Source organism: Pseudoalteromonas luteoviolacea DSM 6061, from assembly GCF_001625655.1.
GTDB classification, from domain to species: domain Bacteria; phylum Pseudomonadota; class Gammaproteobacteria; order Enterobacterales; family Alteromonadaceae; genus Pseudoalteromonas; species Pseudoalteromonas luteoviolacea.
In genome coordinates this window covers 103,288-118,746 of record NZ_AUYB01000112.1, presented here as the reverse complement: position 1 = coordinate 118,746, position 15,459 = coordinate 103,288, and the positions used below count along the sequence as shown (strand labels likewise).

General features: G+C 44.4%; 14 protein-coding genes. 10 read left to right on the top strand and 4 right to left on the bottom strand.

The window, feature by feature from the left end:
- The first annotated feature begins 162 nt into the window (after positions 1-162).
- Both N475_RS15970 and N475_RS15965 read left to right on the top strand, forming a co-directional pair.
- Positions 163-861, top strand: coding sequence for a cupredoxin domain-containing protein (locus tag N475_RS15970; protein WP_227008460.1), 699 nt, complete (start codon positions 163-165; stop codon positions 859-861).
- Positions 839-2,101, top strand: a complete 1,263-nt coding sequence (locus tag N475_RS15965; protein ID WP_063358514.1) for an outer membrane beta-barrel protein — start codon at positions 839-841, stop codon at positions 2,099-2,101. Before N475_RS15970 ends, N475_RS15965 begins: the two co-directional genes overlap by 23 nt.
- Positions 2,102-2,135: 34 nt before the next feature.
- Here the strand turns inward: N475_RS15965 and sthA are convergent, their stop codons facing one another.
- Positions 2,136-3,572, bottom strand: coding sequence for a Si-specific NAD(P)(+) transhydrogenase (gene sthA, locus N475_RS15960; RefSeq protein ID WP_063358513.1), 1,437 nt, complete (start codon positions 3,570-3,572; stop codon positions 2,136-2,138).
- Positions 3,573-3,615: 43 nt separating this feature from the next.
- Entirely contained in the window at positions 3,616-4,749 is a 1,134-nt protein-coding gene (locus tag N475_RS15955) for an acyl-CoA desaturase (protein WP_063358512.1), read from the bottom strand.
- 111 nt (positions 4,750-4,860) lie between these two features.
- Here N475_RS15955 and fabR point away from each other — a divergent pair, with 111 nt between their 5' ends.
- From fabR to N475_RS15925, 6 genes are all read left to right on the top strand, one after another.
- The gene (fabR, locus tag N475_RS15950; protein ID WP_063358511.1) at positions 4,861-5,472 is read left to right on the top strand and encodes an HTH-type transcriptional repressor FabR; all 612 of its coding nucleotides are present in this window, start codon (positions 4,861-4,863) and stop codon (positions 5,470-5,472) included.
- 423 nt (positions 5,473-5,895) lie between these two features.
- Positions 5,896-7,443, top strand: coding sequence for a 2-isopropylmalate synthase (gene leuA / locus N475_RS15945; RefSeq protein WP_063358510.1), 1,548 nt, complete (start codon positions 5,896-5,898; stop codon positions 7,441-7,443).
- Positions 7,440-8,516, top strand: coding sequence for a 3-isopropylmalate dehydrogenase (leuB, locus tag N475_RS15940; RefSeq protein ID WP_063358509.1), 1,077 nt, complete (start codon positions 7,440-7,442; stop codon positions 8,514-8,516). Before leuA ends, leuB begins: the two co-directional genes overlap by 4 nt.
- A 49-nt stretch (positions 8,517-8,565) precedes the next feature.
- Positions 8,566-9,969, top strand: a complete 1,404-nt coding sequence (leuC, locus tag N475_RS15935) for a 3-isopropylmalate dehydratase large subunit (RefSeq protein WP_063358508.1) — start codon at positions 8,566-8,568, stop codon at positions 9,967-9,969.
- Positions 9,966-10,565 (top strand): 3-isopropylmalate dehydratase small subunit, encoded by a 600-nt coding sequence (leuD, locus tag N475_RS15930; RefSeq protein WP_063358507.1) that lies wholly within the window; start codon positions 9,966-9,968, stop codon positions 10,563-10,565. The genes leuC and leuD overlap by 4 nt, the downstream gene beginning before the upstream one ends.
- 88 nt (positions 10,566-10,653) lie before the next feature.
- Positions 10,654-11,256 (top strand): hypothetical protein, encoded by a 603-nt coding sequence (locus N475_RS15925; protein WP_063358506.1) that lies wholly within the window; start codon positions 10,654-10,656, stop codon positions 11,254-11,256.
- A 43-nt stretch (positions 11,257-11,299) separates the two neighbouring features.
- Here N475_RS15925 and N475_RS15920 read toward each other — a convergent pair whose 3' ends face one another.
- Positions 11,300-11,665 (bottom strand): hypothetical protein, encoded by a 366-nt coding sequence (locus tag N475_RS15920; protein ID WP_063365577.1) that lies wholly within the window; start codon positions 11,663-11,665, stop codon positions 11,300-11,302.
- Between the two features lie 83 nt (positions 11,666-11,748).
- Between N475_RS15920 and N475_RS15915 the strand changes: the two genes are divergently transcribed.
- Complete coding sequence (locus tag N475_RS15915) at positions 11,749-12,207, top strand: tellurite resistance TerB family protein (protein ID WP_063365576.1); 459 nt, start codon at positions 11,749-11,751, stop codon at positions 12,205-12,207.
- A gap of 7 nt (positions 12,208-12,214) precedes the next feature.
- On the opposite strand, the gene N475_RS15910 is transcribed toward N475_RS15915, so the two are convergent.
- Positions 12,215-12,739 (bottom strand): sigma-70 family RNA polymerase sigma factor, encoded by a 525-nt coding sequence (locus N475_RS15910; RefSeq protein WP_063358503.1) that lies wholly within the window; start codon positions 12,737-12,739, stop codon positions 12,215-12,217.
- A gap of 281 nt (positions 12,740-13,020) precedes the next feature.
- Between N475_RS15910 and N475_RS15905 the strand changes: the two genes are divergently transcribed.
- Positions 13,021-15,453: a penicillin acylase family protein gene (locus N475_RS15905; protein ID WP_063365575.1), complete on the top strand. Its 2,433-nt coding sequence runs from the start codon at positions 13,021-13,023 to the stop codon at positions 15,451-15,453.
- Positions 15,454-15,459: the final 6 nt, after the last annotated feature.

Sequence of the window (15,459 nt, the reverse complement as noted above, 5' to 3'; positions counted from 1 at the left end):
TATTATTCTCGTTGTGTCATTAGTTTTGATTAGCTTAAGGGTAATTTGGGTGGGCCAAAATGACTTGCATACGTATTCAAATTTAAAATGCGATGAATGCATTATTTACGTCGTCCGGTCTATACTCAAATGAAAAATTAGGCCTGATAAGGACAGCATTGTATGCAGCGTCAACAGCAAGTAAAAAAACGAATAAAGCAGGGCAGGAGAGGACGAGGGCTATCAACGGCGGTATTGATAGGCTTATTTACCACTTTGAGTATGGCGGCCAAGGCAGTCACCGTAAATGTCACTGACGAACGCGGGGAGCCTGTTAGTGGGGCTGTAGTGTGGTTTGAAGGCAGTCATTTAAGTAAAGATACGCAAATTTCTCAGCAATTGTATAAAATGGGGCAGCGTGATCGCGCGTTTACACCACACATTTTAGTGGTTCCTAAAGGGGCACAGGTGTCATTCCCCAATTATGATTCCATACTCCATCATGTTTATTCCTTTTCGGCAGCGCAGCCATTTGAATTTAAATTGTACCGTGACAGTCCTCAATCTTTAACCTTTGCTAATACTGGGGTAGTAGAATTAGGGTGTAATATCCATGACTGGATGTTGGGCTACATATTGGTGGTTGACTCGACACACTTTGCAATAACCGACAACAAGGGCATTGCTCAAGTCAATTTGGCGAAATCACTTTCTCAAAGCACCACAGTGAATATTTGGCACGAGGGGTTTGCTAATTTAGACCAACCAGAGACCATAAAAGTCGCAAAGCTTGGGACAAACCAAACGCTGACGTATCAGCTTAATCAGTCTTTGTTTAAAGCAAAGGAAGACTTCTCAGATGAGTTTGACGACTATGAATAGATATCAATTTTTATCGCTGTGTTTGTTGAGTTCTCTGCCACTGGTCACCCCCTCGGTGTGTGGACAAAGTACTCAACATAAGGGCCAAATACAAGTCAGCTGGCAATCAGCCAGCGAATACGCCTCCTGGTATGAACGAGGTGCATCGGTAAATCGCTTTGGTCAGGGAGATAACCGTCTTAACCTGAGTCGCGCGGTGCTTGAATCTCGTTTTGACGTGAGTTCAAGTTGGTCTGCACACAGTGTGGTGCAATATGTTCCTGATCCGGATAACAAGGTCGGCTTTACAGAGCTTTACGCACAATATAAACCTTTAAGTAAAGGCGCATATCAACCGCAACTACGCGTGGGTGGGTTTTATCCCAAAATGTCTTTAGAGAACCCCGATGTTGGCTGGTCTTCACCCTATAACTATAACTTCTCAGCACTCAATACTTGGCTTGGCGAAGAGCTGAGAATATTTGGCATTGAAGCAAGCCTCAAACGCAGTGGCAAGCGTTTGAAGCAGCCAAGCGCGCATAACTGGCAATGGTTTGCTGGGATATACAAAGGCAATGACCCGACCGGTGCGGTGCTGTCTTGGCGAGGTTTTTCTTCACATGATAGACAATCCGTATTTAATGAATCGTTGAAGTTACGGCCTACGGCGGGGTTTATGTCACCTCAACTCAGCGGCCAAGCATGGCAAATAGAGCCGTTCACGGAAATCGATGGCCGTTTTGGGTATTATGTTGGGGCGCACTGGAGTTATCAAAATCGTCACTCTCTTAGAGCTTATTGGTACGATAATAACGGTGATCCTGCTATCGTAAATTACGACACTGGCCAGTATGCATGGGATACCAAGTTTTGGAGTTTGGCATACAAGTATAAAATTACCCGCCAGACGCATTTAATAGCGCAAGCGATGTCTGGTAATACGGCAATGGGTAAAGCCCGTGGTGTAGACAATGATTTTGACAGTCAATTTGTTCTATTGACCCATCGTTGGAAGAAATTCCGCCTCAGTGGGCGCATTGAGCAATTCCAAGTGAAAGATTTGGATCACTGGACCTTTGATCCAAATGCAAGCGATGGCGGTGCGATAACCGCAACTTTGAAGTGGCGTATTACCGATAAGTGGCGTGCTGGTGCGGAGTTTCAATATCTAGAAACCAAAGTGGCCAATCGTGCAGATAACAATTTACCCACTCGGCAAATTGAGCAGCTATGGCGACTCAGTGGTGAGTATCGCTTTTGAACTTGGCTGCAAGTGCAGCCAAGCTCTAGTTAAACTAGTCGCACAGCCTGTTTAGGCCGTTAAGTGCGGCAACACGATACGCTTCTGCCATAGTTGGGTAGTTAAAGGTGGTGTTGACGAAGTATTCAACGTTGTTACCTTCGCCTTTTTGTTCCATGATGGCTTGCCCAATATGGACAATCTCTGAGGCACGCTCACCAAAGCAATGAATACCGAGTATCTCTTTGGTTTTGGTGTGAAAGAGTATTTTCAAGCTCCCGACTTCTGTGCTCGCAATCTGGGCACGAGCAAGATGTTTGAACTGAGCTCTACCTACTTCATACGGTATTTTTGCTGCGGTCAACTCTTGCTCTGTTTTCCCAACCGAACTCATCTCAGGAATGGTATAAATTCCGGTAGGGATATCAGTTATCAGACGCTCGTCACATTGTCCGTTGGCAATGGCGTTTGCAGCAATTCGTCCCTGATCGAAGGCTGCACTAGCTAAGCTTGGGTAACCAATCACATCACCTACTGCATAAATATTGTCGACTTTAGTTTGATAGTATTCATTGACCCGCAATTGGCCACGGCCATCTGCTTTTAGGCCAACGGCTTCAAGGTTAAGACTGTCAGTGTTACCTGTGCGACCATTGGCCCAAAGAATACAGTCGGCTTTGACTTTTTTGCCTGATTGTAGGTGTAAAATCACGCCTTTGTCAGATGTTTCAACTTTGGCATATTCTTCGTTGTGGCGGATCACAATGCCACTGTTCCAAAAGTGGTAGCTCAAGGCATCTGAAATTTCATCATCCATAAAAGACAGCAATCTATCACGTGTATTAATAAGGTCGACTTTTGCACCAAGTCCTTTGAAAATAGACGCATACTCACAGCCAATCACGCCTGCTCCATAAACGATTACGCGTTGCGGGTTATGCTCTAACTTTAAGATGGTGTCACTGTCATATACACGTGGGTGGTCAAAATCGACGCCAGGTGGGCGATAAGGCCTTGAGCCAGTCGCAATGACAATGGTTTTTGCACTGAGCGTGTCTTGTGAGCCGTCAAGATGCGTAACACGTACGGTGTTGGCGTCCACAAAGCTGGCTTCTCCTTGATACATATGAATGCGATTACGGTCGTAAAAACTTGAACGCAAAGAAGATTGTTTACCGATAACATCACTAGCATGATTCAAAATATCTTGAAAAGTGAGACGCCTTGGGCGCTCTGTGAAGCGATAAAGCGGGTTTGATTTGTACTCGATTAAACGGCTAACAGAGTGCCTCAAAGCTTTGGAAGGAATGGTACCCCAATGCACGCAGCCGCCACCGACGGATGTTTGTTTTTCAATTACAGCCACTTTTTTTTGGCTTTTTGATAAGTTCATGGCAGCACCTTCGCCACCTGGGCCGGTACCTATGATGATGGCATCATATTGAAATGACTGCGCGGGAGTCTCAGTTGGTTTCTCTTTGGATTTTGTCACGGCCTCGCCTTACTTGCTAGTGGGAGGCCGTTTTACAGCTAGGTTAGCTTGCTGCGCCTTTTAACAGCCTCGAGTTAAGTGCCAACCACGCCTGTTTTTGTGTATGCCAAGCTTGCTCTAACTCTAAATACTGTTTATGTAGAGCTGACTGTTCGCATTGTTCTAACACGGCATGCTTTTTAGCTTCGAGTACTTGCTTTTGAATTGCACAGAAGTGCTGAAGTTTTTTCAGAAGCAAATCATATTCTTGTTGTAACAATGTAAGCTTATCTTGAGCTAAAGGCAATTTTGCTAGGGTAACTTTTGTTTTATTTAACAGGGTTTCTGCTTTGGCTTTTTCAATACGCTCCACAGGGGTACGCTTCAGTTTGCTTGCTAAACCTAGGTATGCCAAAACACGGATCATCCACTTTGTTGGGTCGTAGTGGTACCAACGTATGCCATTGCGATAATCGCTGGCAAAGATATGATGGAAGTTATGATAGCCTTCGCCATAAGTTAACAAGGCCAAGAAGCCATTGTCTCTAGCAGTGTTTTTTTCTGTGTAAGGTCGGCTTCCCCAGATGTGAGCCAGAGAATTGATGAAAAAGGTAAAATGCTGGCTTAGTACCAAACGTAGTACACCGGCTAACAATAGCATGGCAAATACGTCACCTAGGGCAAGGCCAAGTAAAAGTGGAATACCAATATTGGTTAAGAGTACAAGTTTTAAGTAATGTTTGTGCTGCCACATCACAATTTTGTTGCGCTGCAAATCACGTGCATTGCTGTAATCACCATAGTTTTCACCTTGGTAATCACGCAGCATCCAGCCGATGTGGCTGTACCAAAAACCGCGTGTTGCAGCATATGGATCCTTTACAGGATCATCAACTTGGCCGTGGTGGACGCGGTGGTCACTACTCCAATGTAAGATACTATTTTGCAATGCAAATGCACCGCCTAAAGCAAAAAAGACTTGGATCACTGGGTGTGTTTCATAGGCTTTGTGTGCCCACAATCGATGATACCCAGCAGTGATAGACATTCCTGCATAAAACATACAGGCAACAAATGCGAGCCAATGAGTAAGGGTATAACCATACTCGAACCCGTACCAAGGCACGAGGGTGACGGCGGCTAAAAATGACAGACTAAAAAATATCACATTAGTCCAAAGAATCGGCGGTTTTTTCATTTTTCAAAATCTCAGCGTACACTTGTACGCTAAAATAGTATTTCATTCTTGCGCCGTCAAGTATTAGACTGCCCAAAGAGCACATTAGAGTGAAAATTGTAGGGGGTATTGATGTCGGGCGTGCGTGCACAACAAAAGCAAAAAACGCGACAAGCGCTTATTGAGGCGGCATTTAATCAGCTAAGTGCTGAGCATAGCTTTTCGAATTTGAGTCTGCGCGAAGTTGCGCGCGAAGCGGGTATTGCGCCAACTTCTTTTTACCGCCACTTTAAGGATATGAATGAACTCGGTTTAACTTTAGTGGATGAAGCTGGGTTAACATTGCGTCAGTTGATGCGTCAAGCTCGTCGTCGAATTGCAAATGGCGGCAGTGTTATCAATACTTCTGTTCTGACGTTTATGGAATTCATAGAAACTTCTAGCAACCAATTTCGATTATTGCTGAGAGAGCGTTCAGGCACATCCCCAGCATTTCGTGCCGCTGTCGCACGAGAAATTAAGCATTTTATTTTGGAACTTGCCCATTACCTTGAGTCCGAAACTAAAATGGAAGCCCATCACGCGTATATGCAAGCGGAAGCGATGGTAACAATTGTATTTAGCTCTGGCGCTGAAGCCCTTGACCTTGACCCACCACAGCGAGAGGAATTAACTGAACGTTTAATTTGGCAATTGCGATATATCGCCAAAGGCGCATCGGGTTATCAGAAAGAATTAGATTAGAGAAAGTCATTGAGTGCATAGAATCCAGATGAAAAAACCGCCAAAAGGCGGTTTTTTTTCGTCCACAATTTTTAACCAATGGTTGTGGGAAGTAAGCCTATTATAAATCTAAAAGAAACATGATTTTGGGATTTATATTTCAAAAAATTGGTTTTATCTGGTTTTTATTGTCTTTTAAAGTCTGTTTTCAGCGATGAATTTGAAAAAATTATGCTTGATCTGAGGTTTTTACGCATGTTAAAACATAGTCAATTCATCAACAGGTACGATTGCTCAAATGAAAAACATCACGCTACTGTCAATTTTGCTTAACCTCTTACTGCTTACTTTATGTAAGGGCGGGGCTTAGTTGCGTGTCGTGAGCAACCAAATAGCAAACCCCGCCATCGAGCGGGGTTTTTTATTTTGCGCGAGGAAATAGGAATGCAGGACAAGGTCTGGATTTTTGATACAACATTACGAGACGGTGAGCAGGCGCTAAAAGCCAGTTTGACCGAAGAAGACAAGATTCAATTAGCGCACACCATCAGCCGACTCAATGTTGATGTGATGGAGGTTGGTTTTCCAGTCTCAAGTCCTGCGGACTTTAGAGCTGTGCAGCGTATTGCCAATGAAGTGAAGGGACCTGCAATTTGTGGCCTCGCACGTGCTATGCCCAAAGACATTGAAGCTTGTGGTTTGGCGCTAAAAGGGGCGCAGCAGCCGCGCATTCACACCTTTATCGCAACCAGTCCACTGCACTTACAACATAAGCTACGCAAATCGTTAGATGACGTTATTGAAATGGCCGAGCGTTCAATTAAGCAGGCGTTGCAATATACCGATGACGTTGAGTTTTCTTGTGAAGATGCGGGGCGCACGCCATTTGACGATTTATGCAAAGTTGTTGATCGCGCTATTCGTGCCGGCGCAACGACAATAAACATTCCAGATACTGTGGGTTATACCACACCAGATGAATACGCCGCGATTATTCATCATTTACGCAACAACGTTGCGAATATAGATAAAGCGCGTTTGAGCGTGCATTGCCATAACGATTTAGGTTTGGCTGTGGCCAACTCTATTGCGGCCGTTCAAGCCGGCGCAAGGCAAATCGAATGCACTATTAATGGGATTGGTGAGCGCGCCGGTAATTGCTCGTTAGAAGAGGTGGCGATGATCATGAAGATGCGCCAAGACCATTTGAAAGTACATACCGGTATTCGCAGCGAAGAAATTTATCGAGCATCACGGCAAGTTGCGACTATTTGTAATATGCCAGTGCAACCAAATAAAGCCATTGTAGGTGAAAATGCGTTTGCTCATAGCTCTGGTATTCACCAAGACGGGGTACTAAAAGCCCAAAATACGTATGAAATTATGGCACCCGAAACAGTGGGGGTACCAAATAATCAGTTGAATATGACTTCGCGTTCTGGCCGCCATGTCATAGAACATCGCTTATCCGAGCTGGGGTATCAGGCGGCGGATTATGATATGGACCAGCTTTACACTAGTTTCTTAGAGCTAGCGGATCAAAAAGGCACCGTCTATGACTATGACCTTGAAGCGATGATCCATTTTAATAAATTGGCAGAGCAAGACGAGTTTTATCAGCTGCAATTCGTGAATGCATCTTCTAACTCCCAATCCATCGCCAGTGCAACGGTTGGTATGAGTCTTGGTGAGGAGTTGAGTCAAGAGGCTGCCACAGGCAATGGTCCTGTAGAAGCCGCATTTTTAGCGATTGAACGTATCACAGGTCACGCAGTAGAAGTCATTGAGTACAACTTAGAAGCAACTGGTCAAGGTGCGAGTTCTTTAGGCCAAGTGAATATCATTGCCAAGTTCGACGGTCGCCAATATCACGGCGCAGGCCTTGCGTCGGATGTCGTTGAGGCATCAGTGCGAGCAATGATCCGAGTTTATAATTTAATCGATAGGGCACGTAAAGTGTCTGATCTTAAGCAACAAAGGAAAGCAGGATGAGTCAAAAAAGTTATCAGGTCGCAGTTTTAGCTGGAGATGGCATTGGCCCTGAAGTGATGGCCGCTGCAGAGCTGGTGTTAAAGCGTGTGAGTGATGAGTTTGCGTTTACGCTAAGCATGAGCCCTCAGGCAATTGGTGGCGCGGCGATTGATGAATTTGGTGAAGCATTGCCTGCGCAAACGCTTGCGGCATGTGAAGCTGCGGATGCAATTTTATTTGGCTCGGTCGGCGGTCCTAAATGGGCTGATTTACCACCGGAGCAACAGCCAGAGCGCGCTTCTTTATTGCCATTGAGAAAGCATTTCGGGCTATTTTGCAATTTAAGACCCGCTCAGCTCTTACCTGCTTTGAGTGGGGCATCACCACTGCGCGCAGATATCAGTGCGCAGGGATTTGACATTCTTTGCGTACGTGAGTTGACCGGCGGTATTTACTTTGGTGACAAAGGTCGTGATGGCAGTGGCGAAGAAGAGTTTGCATTTGATACGCAAAAATACAGCCGCAAAGAAATTGAACGCATTGCGCGTTTTGCCTTTGATGCTGCGCGACTACGCAGTAACCATGTCACCTCCGTCGATAAATCGAATGTATTGGCATCGAGCGTGTTGTGGCGTGAAGTGGTGATTGAAGTAAGTAAAGAGTACCCAGATGTAACACTTGAGCATATTTATATCGACAATGCAGCAATGCAATTGGTTAAACAGCCTAGCCAGTTTGACGTGCTGTTATGCGACAACTTGTTTGGTGACATCCTTTCTGATGAGTGCGCCATGATAACTGGCTCTATGGGATTACTACCGTCGGCAAGTTTGAATCAGTCAGGGTTTGGGCTGTACGAACCTGCGGGTGGCTCAGCCCCAGATATTGCCGGTCAAGGCATTGCCAATCCTATCGCGCAAATATTAAGTGCAGCGTTAATGCTGCGTTATTCACTAGGTGAAGACGCAGCGGCTAGACGCATTGAAAAAGCGGTTGCAGAAGCGGTGGCGCAAGGTATTGGTACCCCTGATATCTACCCTGAAGCAGCGTACACAACCTTAGATGTTGCACAGGCGATTGTGAATCGTATATAGCAACGAACTGTAAACCCGTTAATTAGCGTTTAAAGGAAGGATGTAGCAAGTGGCACAAACTTTATACGACAAAATATGGCAAGCACATGTGGTTACTCAAATAAATGAACAAACCGACTTGCTGTATATCGACAGACATTTAGTTCATGAGGTGACTTCCCCGCAAGCATTTGCTGGGCTACGTGAGAAAAACCGTCCTGTGCGTTGCCCGAACAAAACATTTGCGACCATGGACCACAATGTGTCGACTAAAAGCCGTTCAATTGATGCGGCCAGTGAAGTGAGTAAGAATCAACTACAAGCACTGGCGAAAAACTGCCAAGAGTTTGGTATTCAACTTTACGATTTAGCGTCAATCAATCAAGGAATTGTTCATGTAATGGGGCCTGAGCAAGGGATCACACTACCGGGAACAACCATTGTTTGTGGCGATAGTCATACGTCAACCCATGGTGCTTTTGGGGCATTAGCACATGGTATTGGTACTTCAGAAGTGGAGCATGTCTTGGCGACACAAACACTTCAGCAGAAGAAAGCTAAGTCATTGAAGATAAAGATCAATGGTCAGTTACGTCCGACTGTTACGGCAAAAGATTTGATTATGGCTGTGATTGGCGAACTAGGCACTGCTGGTGGTACTGGCTTTGTGGCTGAATTTTGTGGCAGTGCCATAGAGTCGCTGTCAATGGAATCTCGGATGACATTGTGTAATATGAGCATCGAAATGGGTGCAAAAGCTGGACTGATTGCGCCTGATGAGATTACCTATGCCTATCTTGAAGGGCGTCCGTTTGCGCCACAAGGTGAAGATTTCAAACACGCTGTGGCATATTGGAAAACGTTGCATTCGGATGATGGGGCGCAATTCGATCGAGTGGTAGAAATGAACGCTGAAGATATCCAACCGCAAGTCACTTGGGGCACCAGTCCAGAGCAAGTCATTGGCATTGATGAACCAATTCCAGACCCTGATCAAGAGCAGGATTTAATTAAAGCTGACTCAATGCGTTCGGCACTGAAGTATATGGGCTTAGAGGCTGGGCAAAAATTATCAGATGCGAAAGTCGATACTGTTTTTATTGGGTCTTGCACTAACAGCCGTATTGAGGATTTGCGAGCCGCAGCGGAGATTGTCAAAGGCCAAACGGTGGCTGCGGGCGTTGAAGCTTTAATTGTGCCGGGTTCTGGATTAGTTAAACAGCAAGCTGAAGAAGAAGGGCTAGCAGAGATATTCGTTGCTGCCGGGTTTGAATGGCGAGAGCCGGGGTGTTCGATGTGCCTTGCGATGAATGATGACCGTCTGGGCTCTGGTAAACGCTGTGCCTCTACTTCAAACCGTAACTTTGAAGGCCGTCAAGGGCGAGGTGGCCGCACCCACTTAGTCAGCCCAGCTATGGCCGCAGCTGCGGCTATAGCCGGTCGTTTCACCGATATTCGAGGAGCACAGGCATGAGTATCTATCACACAGGTTTAATGGCCCCTTTGGATAAAAACAATGTGGATACAGACCAAATCATCCCAAAACAATTTTTAACCTCAACGAGTCGAGATGGGTTTGATAAGGCTTTGTTCTATGATTGGCGTTATTTAGATAGCGGTGAGACAGATCCTGAGTTTGTTTTGAACTATCCCCGTTATCAAGGCGCTACAGTTCTATTAACGCGTGATAACTTTGGCTGTGGATCATCTCGTGAGCACGCTCCATGGGCATTGAAACAATATGGCTTTACAGTCATTCTGGCCGAAAGTTTTGCCGATATCTTTTTCAATAACTGTGGTAACAATCAGATGCTGTGTATTGCACTGGACGCACAGACGCTAGATAGCTTATTTGCTGTTTGTGAGCAGCATCAGCAAGTTCATGTTGAGATTGACCTCGAAAACCAGCAAATCAAGAGTGAGCAATTTGCACCAATATCATTTTCGGTTCGATCAGATATCAAAGCAAGGCTATTGAGCGGACTCGATTTCATTGGTGAAACTGAGCAATTAAACCAACATATTGATGCATTTGAGCAGCAACTTGCCGCTTCAAGGCCTTGGCAGTAATCCGGGCTACCATTACACCCATCGCATTTTTTTGCCATCAAGCCAAAGGCCAATTAGCCTTTGGCTTTTCATCTTTAGGAACAATTTAATGAATAAGTTCTCTGCTTCTCTTTTGATGGCGGCAACAGTACTCGTAAGCAGCACTGCTTTTGCTAGGCCTGCGCCACTGGTGTCTATCCCTACGCATGATACATTTTTTGACAAGATTAAAGCGCATTGTGGTAAAGCTTACGAAGGTAAAGTGACAGTTGATAATCAAGGCCCAAGTGCATTTAGTGAAGCTCGCTTGGTCATGCATGTGCGCCGTTGTAATGAGCGTGAGCTACAAGTGCCATTTCACGTGGGTAAAGACGCATCTCGTACTTGGATTATTACTAAAACAGGCAGTGGGTTAAGTTTGAAGCATGATCATCGCCATAAAGATGGTACAGATGATATCTCTACTATGTATGGCGGCCACACTGTGGATGCGGGTTTTAACACGGTTCAGTCATTCCCAGCTGATCAGTACTCTAAAGAACTATTTATTGCACAAGGTATCCCTCAGTCAATTGGCAATACTTGGCAAATGTTCATCTATGACGATAAGTTTACATATCGTTTAGTTCGCGAAGGGCGAGAGTTCCGTGTGGACTTTGACCTGACTAAACCCGTTAAAGCACCTAAAGCACCTTGGGGTTATAAAGACTAACACTTTGCAAGCGCACGTTTAACACCGTGCGCCTAGGATAGACTTAGTCTGATTCTGAGGAAATACAAGTAACTTCAGCTTGGAGATCGGGCTCATAAGCACGAGGGGTTGTTGGTAAACGATCGAACTTTTGTACACCACCTTGCAATAATAGTTGAGTCTTTTGACCTTGGCATAGGGATTGACTATGGCGCAATAAAAACACACTTTGTTGCAAAAAATGGTTGTAAGAATCCGCCTTAATCTTCAAATAATAATGGTCATCGCTATACTTTATTTGTTCGTAATGTACTTTGTGATCAAAGTCATAGTACTTTTCTGTTACGCCAATTTTTCCAGGGGTGAATTGACAAGCGCTGAGTAAGGTAGTGGAGAGGAAAATCAGCAAGATGGAGATACTTTTCAGCATGAATGAAACCTTAAAAAGTCAGGGCGTGTTTAATTAAAGCCCTTATTTGAACGATACTTTTAGTGTATCAAAAGGAGCGACAATTGTTAGAACGAGTCAAAGAGTTTTTAGCGAGTTTAAATAATTCTCAAGAAGAACAAGTCCCTATGAGCTTTGCAACGGCATTGGCAGCTCTTATGGTTGAAGTCATGCGAGCGGATAATGAAATCGTCCCACAAGAATTAGATATGGTGGCTAAGCTTTTACAGCGACAGTGCCAATTAAGCGCGCAAAGTAGTGAATTGATCCGGACTGAGGCATTACAACTGGTTGATACTGCAATAGATCTACATCGTTTTATTAAGGTTGTTAATGAGCATACGGATGAACAAGCGCGTATAGAGGTAATTGAACTAATGTGGTTGGTGGCTTTTTCAGATGGAAAGCTAGATCCGCAGGAAGACTATACAGTGCGCAAGATAGCGGGGTTAATGTATGTTGCCCACGCTGATTTTATTACCGCTAAGCTGCGCGCCAAAGACGCGCTGAGCATAGCTGATTAAGTGCATACTAGTGGGTAAGTGCACCCGCTTGTAATTCATTTTGGCAAGATTGAATCGCTTCTTTAATCATAAAGTTCACTAAAGTTGGCGAAATGTGGTACATCTTGGCGATTTCTTTTTGCTTCAAGCGGCCGTCGCGATAGAAGCTTACGACATTTTGGTGGCGTTGAGAAAGCTTGCCAATGGTACTATTTACCTTGTCTGAGAGCTGTGCATCTATGTATTTTTCTTCGATATTAGAGGTCTCATCGTCAAACTGTTCTGTTTGAATAGACTCTAAATCTACTAAAGATTCTCTGTTTTGCTTACGGATCATATCAATGGCGATATTCCTTGCGACCTGATAACAATAGCTTTTGGTATTTTTAACTTGGCAATCCTGACATTTCGACATCCCTGATAAACGAATGAATGTGTCCTGTAATGCGTCCTCGGCTAGATAAGGGCAGCGTAAAATATTGTTCAAATAAGCCAGTAATTTAGCTTCATTTTCAGCAATAACTTTTGACCACTTATTACAGAGCTGCTGCACTGTCTTTACTCCTATTTGTCCTGAAAGTTGATCCGTAATAGATAATGAGAATAATTATCACTATTATGTTATTTTGATCTTCTATTCCTAGTCAAGTGTTTTGTGCTTATTTGCTAATTAAAGTGTCATTAACTTGAAATCAAATTTGTTCTATTTAAAGTTACGTTTATTCCGAATTTAACAACAATAAAAGAAAGGTATTTCGGTTGTTTTTTTCTACTTTTAACCGTCATGTCTGCACGGGTTTGAATTTTTAACAGCGTAAAAAATTAAGGAAAGCTATGAAGTTAAAATCTACGGTAGTACCTGTGCTGGCAGCATTTGCCATTTCTGGGTGCCATTTTATTGCTCAAGCGAGCCCCTCGAAGAAGAGCCTCAGTGAAGATGTCAAAATCACGCGTACCGAGCACGGTATTCCTCATATTCAGGCAAAGTCTTTATTTGGACTAGGTTATGGTAATGCTTATGCACAAGCACAGGATCATGCCTGCATTTTGGCCGACGGTTATGTAAGAGTAAGGGGCGAACGTGCTAAATATCTGGGACCTCATAAAAATGGTCAGGATAACTTTTTTGTAAGTTTAGATTTGGGTTACAAGATCATTGATTTGCATGGCCGAGTTGCTCGTGAATACAACAACCTGTCTGCAGATACCCGCGCATTGGCAAACGGATTTGCGGCTGGTTACAACCAGTATTTGCAAGATGTGAAAGAGGGCAAAGCAGAGTTAGCACCAGCGTGTAGTGGCAAAGCGTGGGTGACCCCAATTGATGGTGTTGATGTCGTTGCATCGGTATTGGCATCCGCAACACAAAATAGCATTGGTCGCTTACTCGTTCAGATCTTACAGGCGAACCCTGGCACGGGTAATGAGTGGTTGCCAACAATCGCTAAGCAGGAACGACAAGTTGAAAAGCCATGGTTAATGGCCAGCAATACCGATTACAAACCAAAACAGTTAACACAGGGCTCCAATGGTTGGGCGCTGGGTCATGAAGTGACTAGCAATGGTCGAGGTCTGTTGTTGGCTAATCCTCATTTCCCATTCAACGGTAGTCTACGATTTTGGGCAAACCACGCCAGTGTCGAGGGTGATTTTAGCACTATGGGTGCGTCAGTTATTGGCGTCCCGGGTATTGTAAATATTGGCTTTAATGAAGATCTAGCTTGGACGCATACATACTCAGTGGCAAGGCATGAAGTGGTTTATCAGCTGGAATTGAACCCGCAAAACCCACTACAGTACAAGTTTGATGGCCAATGGGTTGATATCGAGAAGAAACAAGTCAACGTGGAAGTACTTACTCCAATGGGGGTACTGACCATGAAAAAAGACTATTTCACTACGCCTATTGGTTATGTAATCGAAGACCAGAAAAATTTCCCTTGGGACGGTAAAAACGCTTATGTAGTTCGCGATACAAATATTGATAACTTGGGTGGCATCGATCACTGGTTAGCAATGAACCGTGCAACCAACTTAGATAGTTTTATCGATACCTTCAAGAATCATGATGGGTTGGCTTTCAATAACACCCTAGTTGCTGACAAATTGGGCGAAGTTTTCTTTATAGATGACTCTAATGTGCCTGACATAACACCTGTTGGTGAGGAACTATTGAGAAGCCATCCAGTTATCTCTGAGGTATACAAGAAAACTAAGCTTGCAGTGCTACCTGGCACCAGCAGCGCATTGGTATTCCAACAAGAAGTGCCTTATGAGCGAGCGCCTAAGTTGCGTCGTCAAGACTATGTACAAAACGCTAATAACTCATATTGGTTGACGAATTTGGAGAACAAATTAAACGGTCACTCTCCTCTATATGGCCATGTAGATTATAAGCAAACACGCCGTACTCGTTACAACCTTAACTTAATGCGCTTTGCTCGTGGTGCAGACGGTCGATTTGACCGTCATGAATTGGAGCGTATTGTTACAGGTACCAGTGCGTCGTTTGAATTGCACAAACCAACGGTTATGGCGACCTGTGTGTTGTATGCTGGTCAAACACTGGCGGTTACCGACACATTGAGCATGCCTGTAAATCCAACCTGTGAAGCATTTGCGAAATGGGATGGCAAATTTAATGCGAACTCAAAATCTGCACCGCTTGCAAAAGAGTTTTTCAATCTACTGACAGATGAAGATTTGGTTGTCCAGTTTAACGCGTCCTTCCCAGCGGTGACACCGAGTATTGTTAAAGCTGAAAAGTCCACTTTAATTAAACTACTGGCAGCCAGTAAGCAGCTAGAAAATGCAGGATTTGCAATTGATTCGACATTAGGCGAATTACAGTATCTGCAAAAAGGCGATCGTCGTATTCCTTGGCCAGGGGCTGATCACCATAGTGGCGGTTTCAATATCTTCTCAACGACCAATGCGATGGATTTGACTTCATTTGCACCCTCTTACTCAGCACCAATCCGAGAGGTATTAGACCCTACATGGCCTACAAGAACAGGCTTGAGTACGGATGGTTATCCGGTTAACTACGGTTCTAGTTGGATGATGGTTGTGGGCTTCAATGAGCACGGGCCACAAGCACGAGGCTTATTGACGTATTCACAGAGTAATAATCCTAATTCACCGCACTTTACTGATGCAAGTGAACACTATGCTGCTGGTAAAGGCTTGATTGATTTGCCATACACCGATGTGCAGATCAAGCAAGGTAAAATCAGTGAAATGACACTTACTGTGAAAAAAGACTAAAAAACT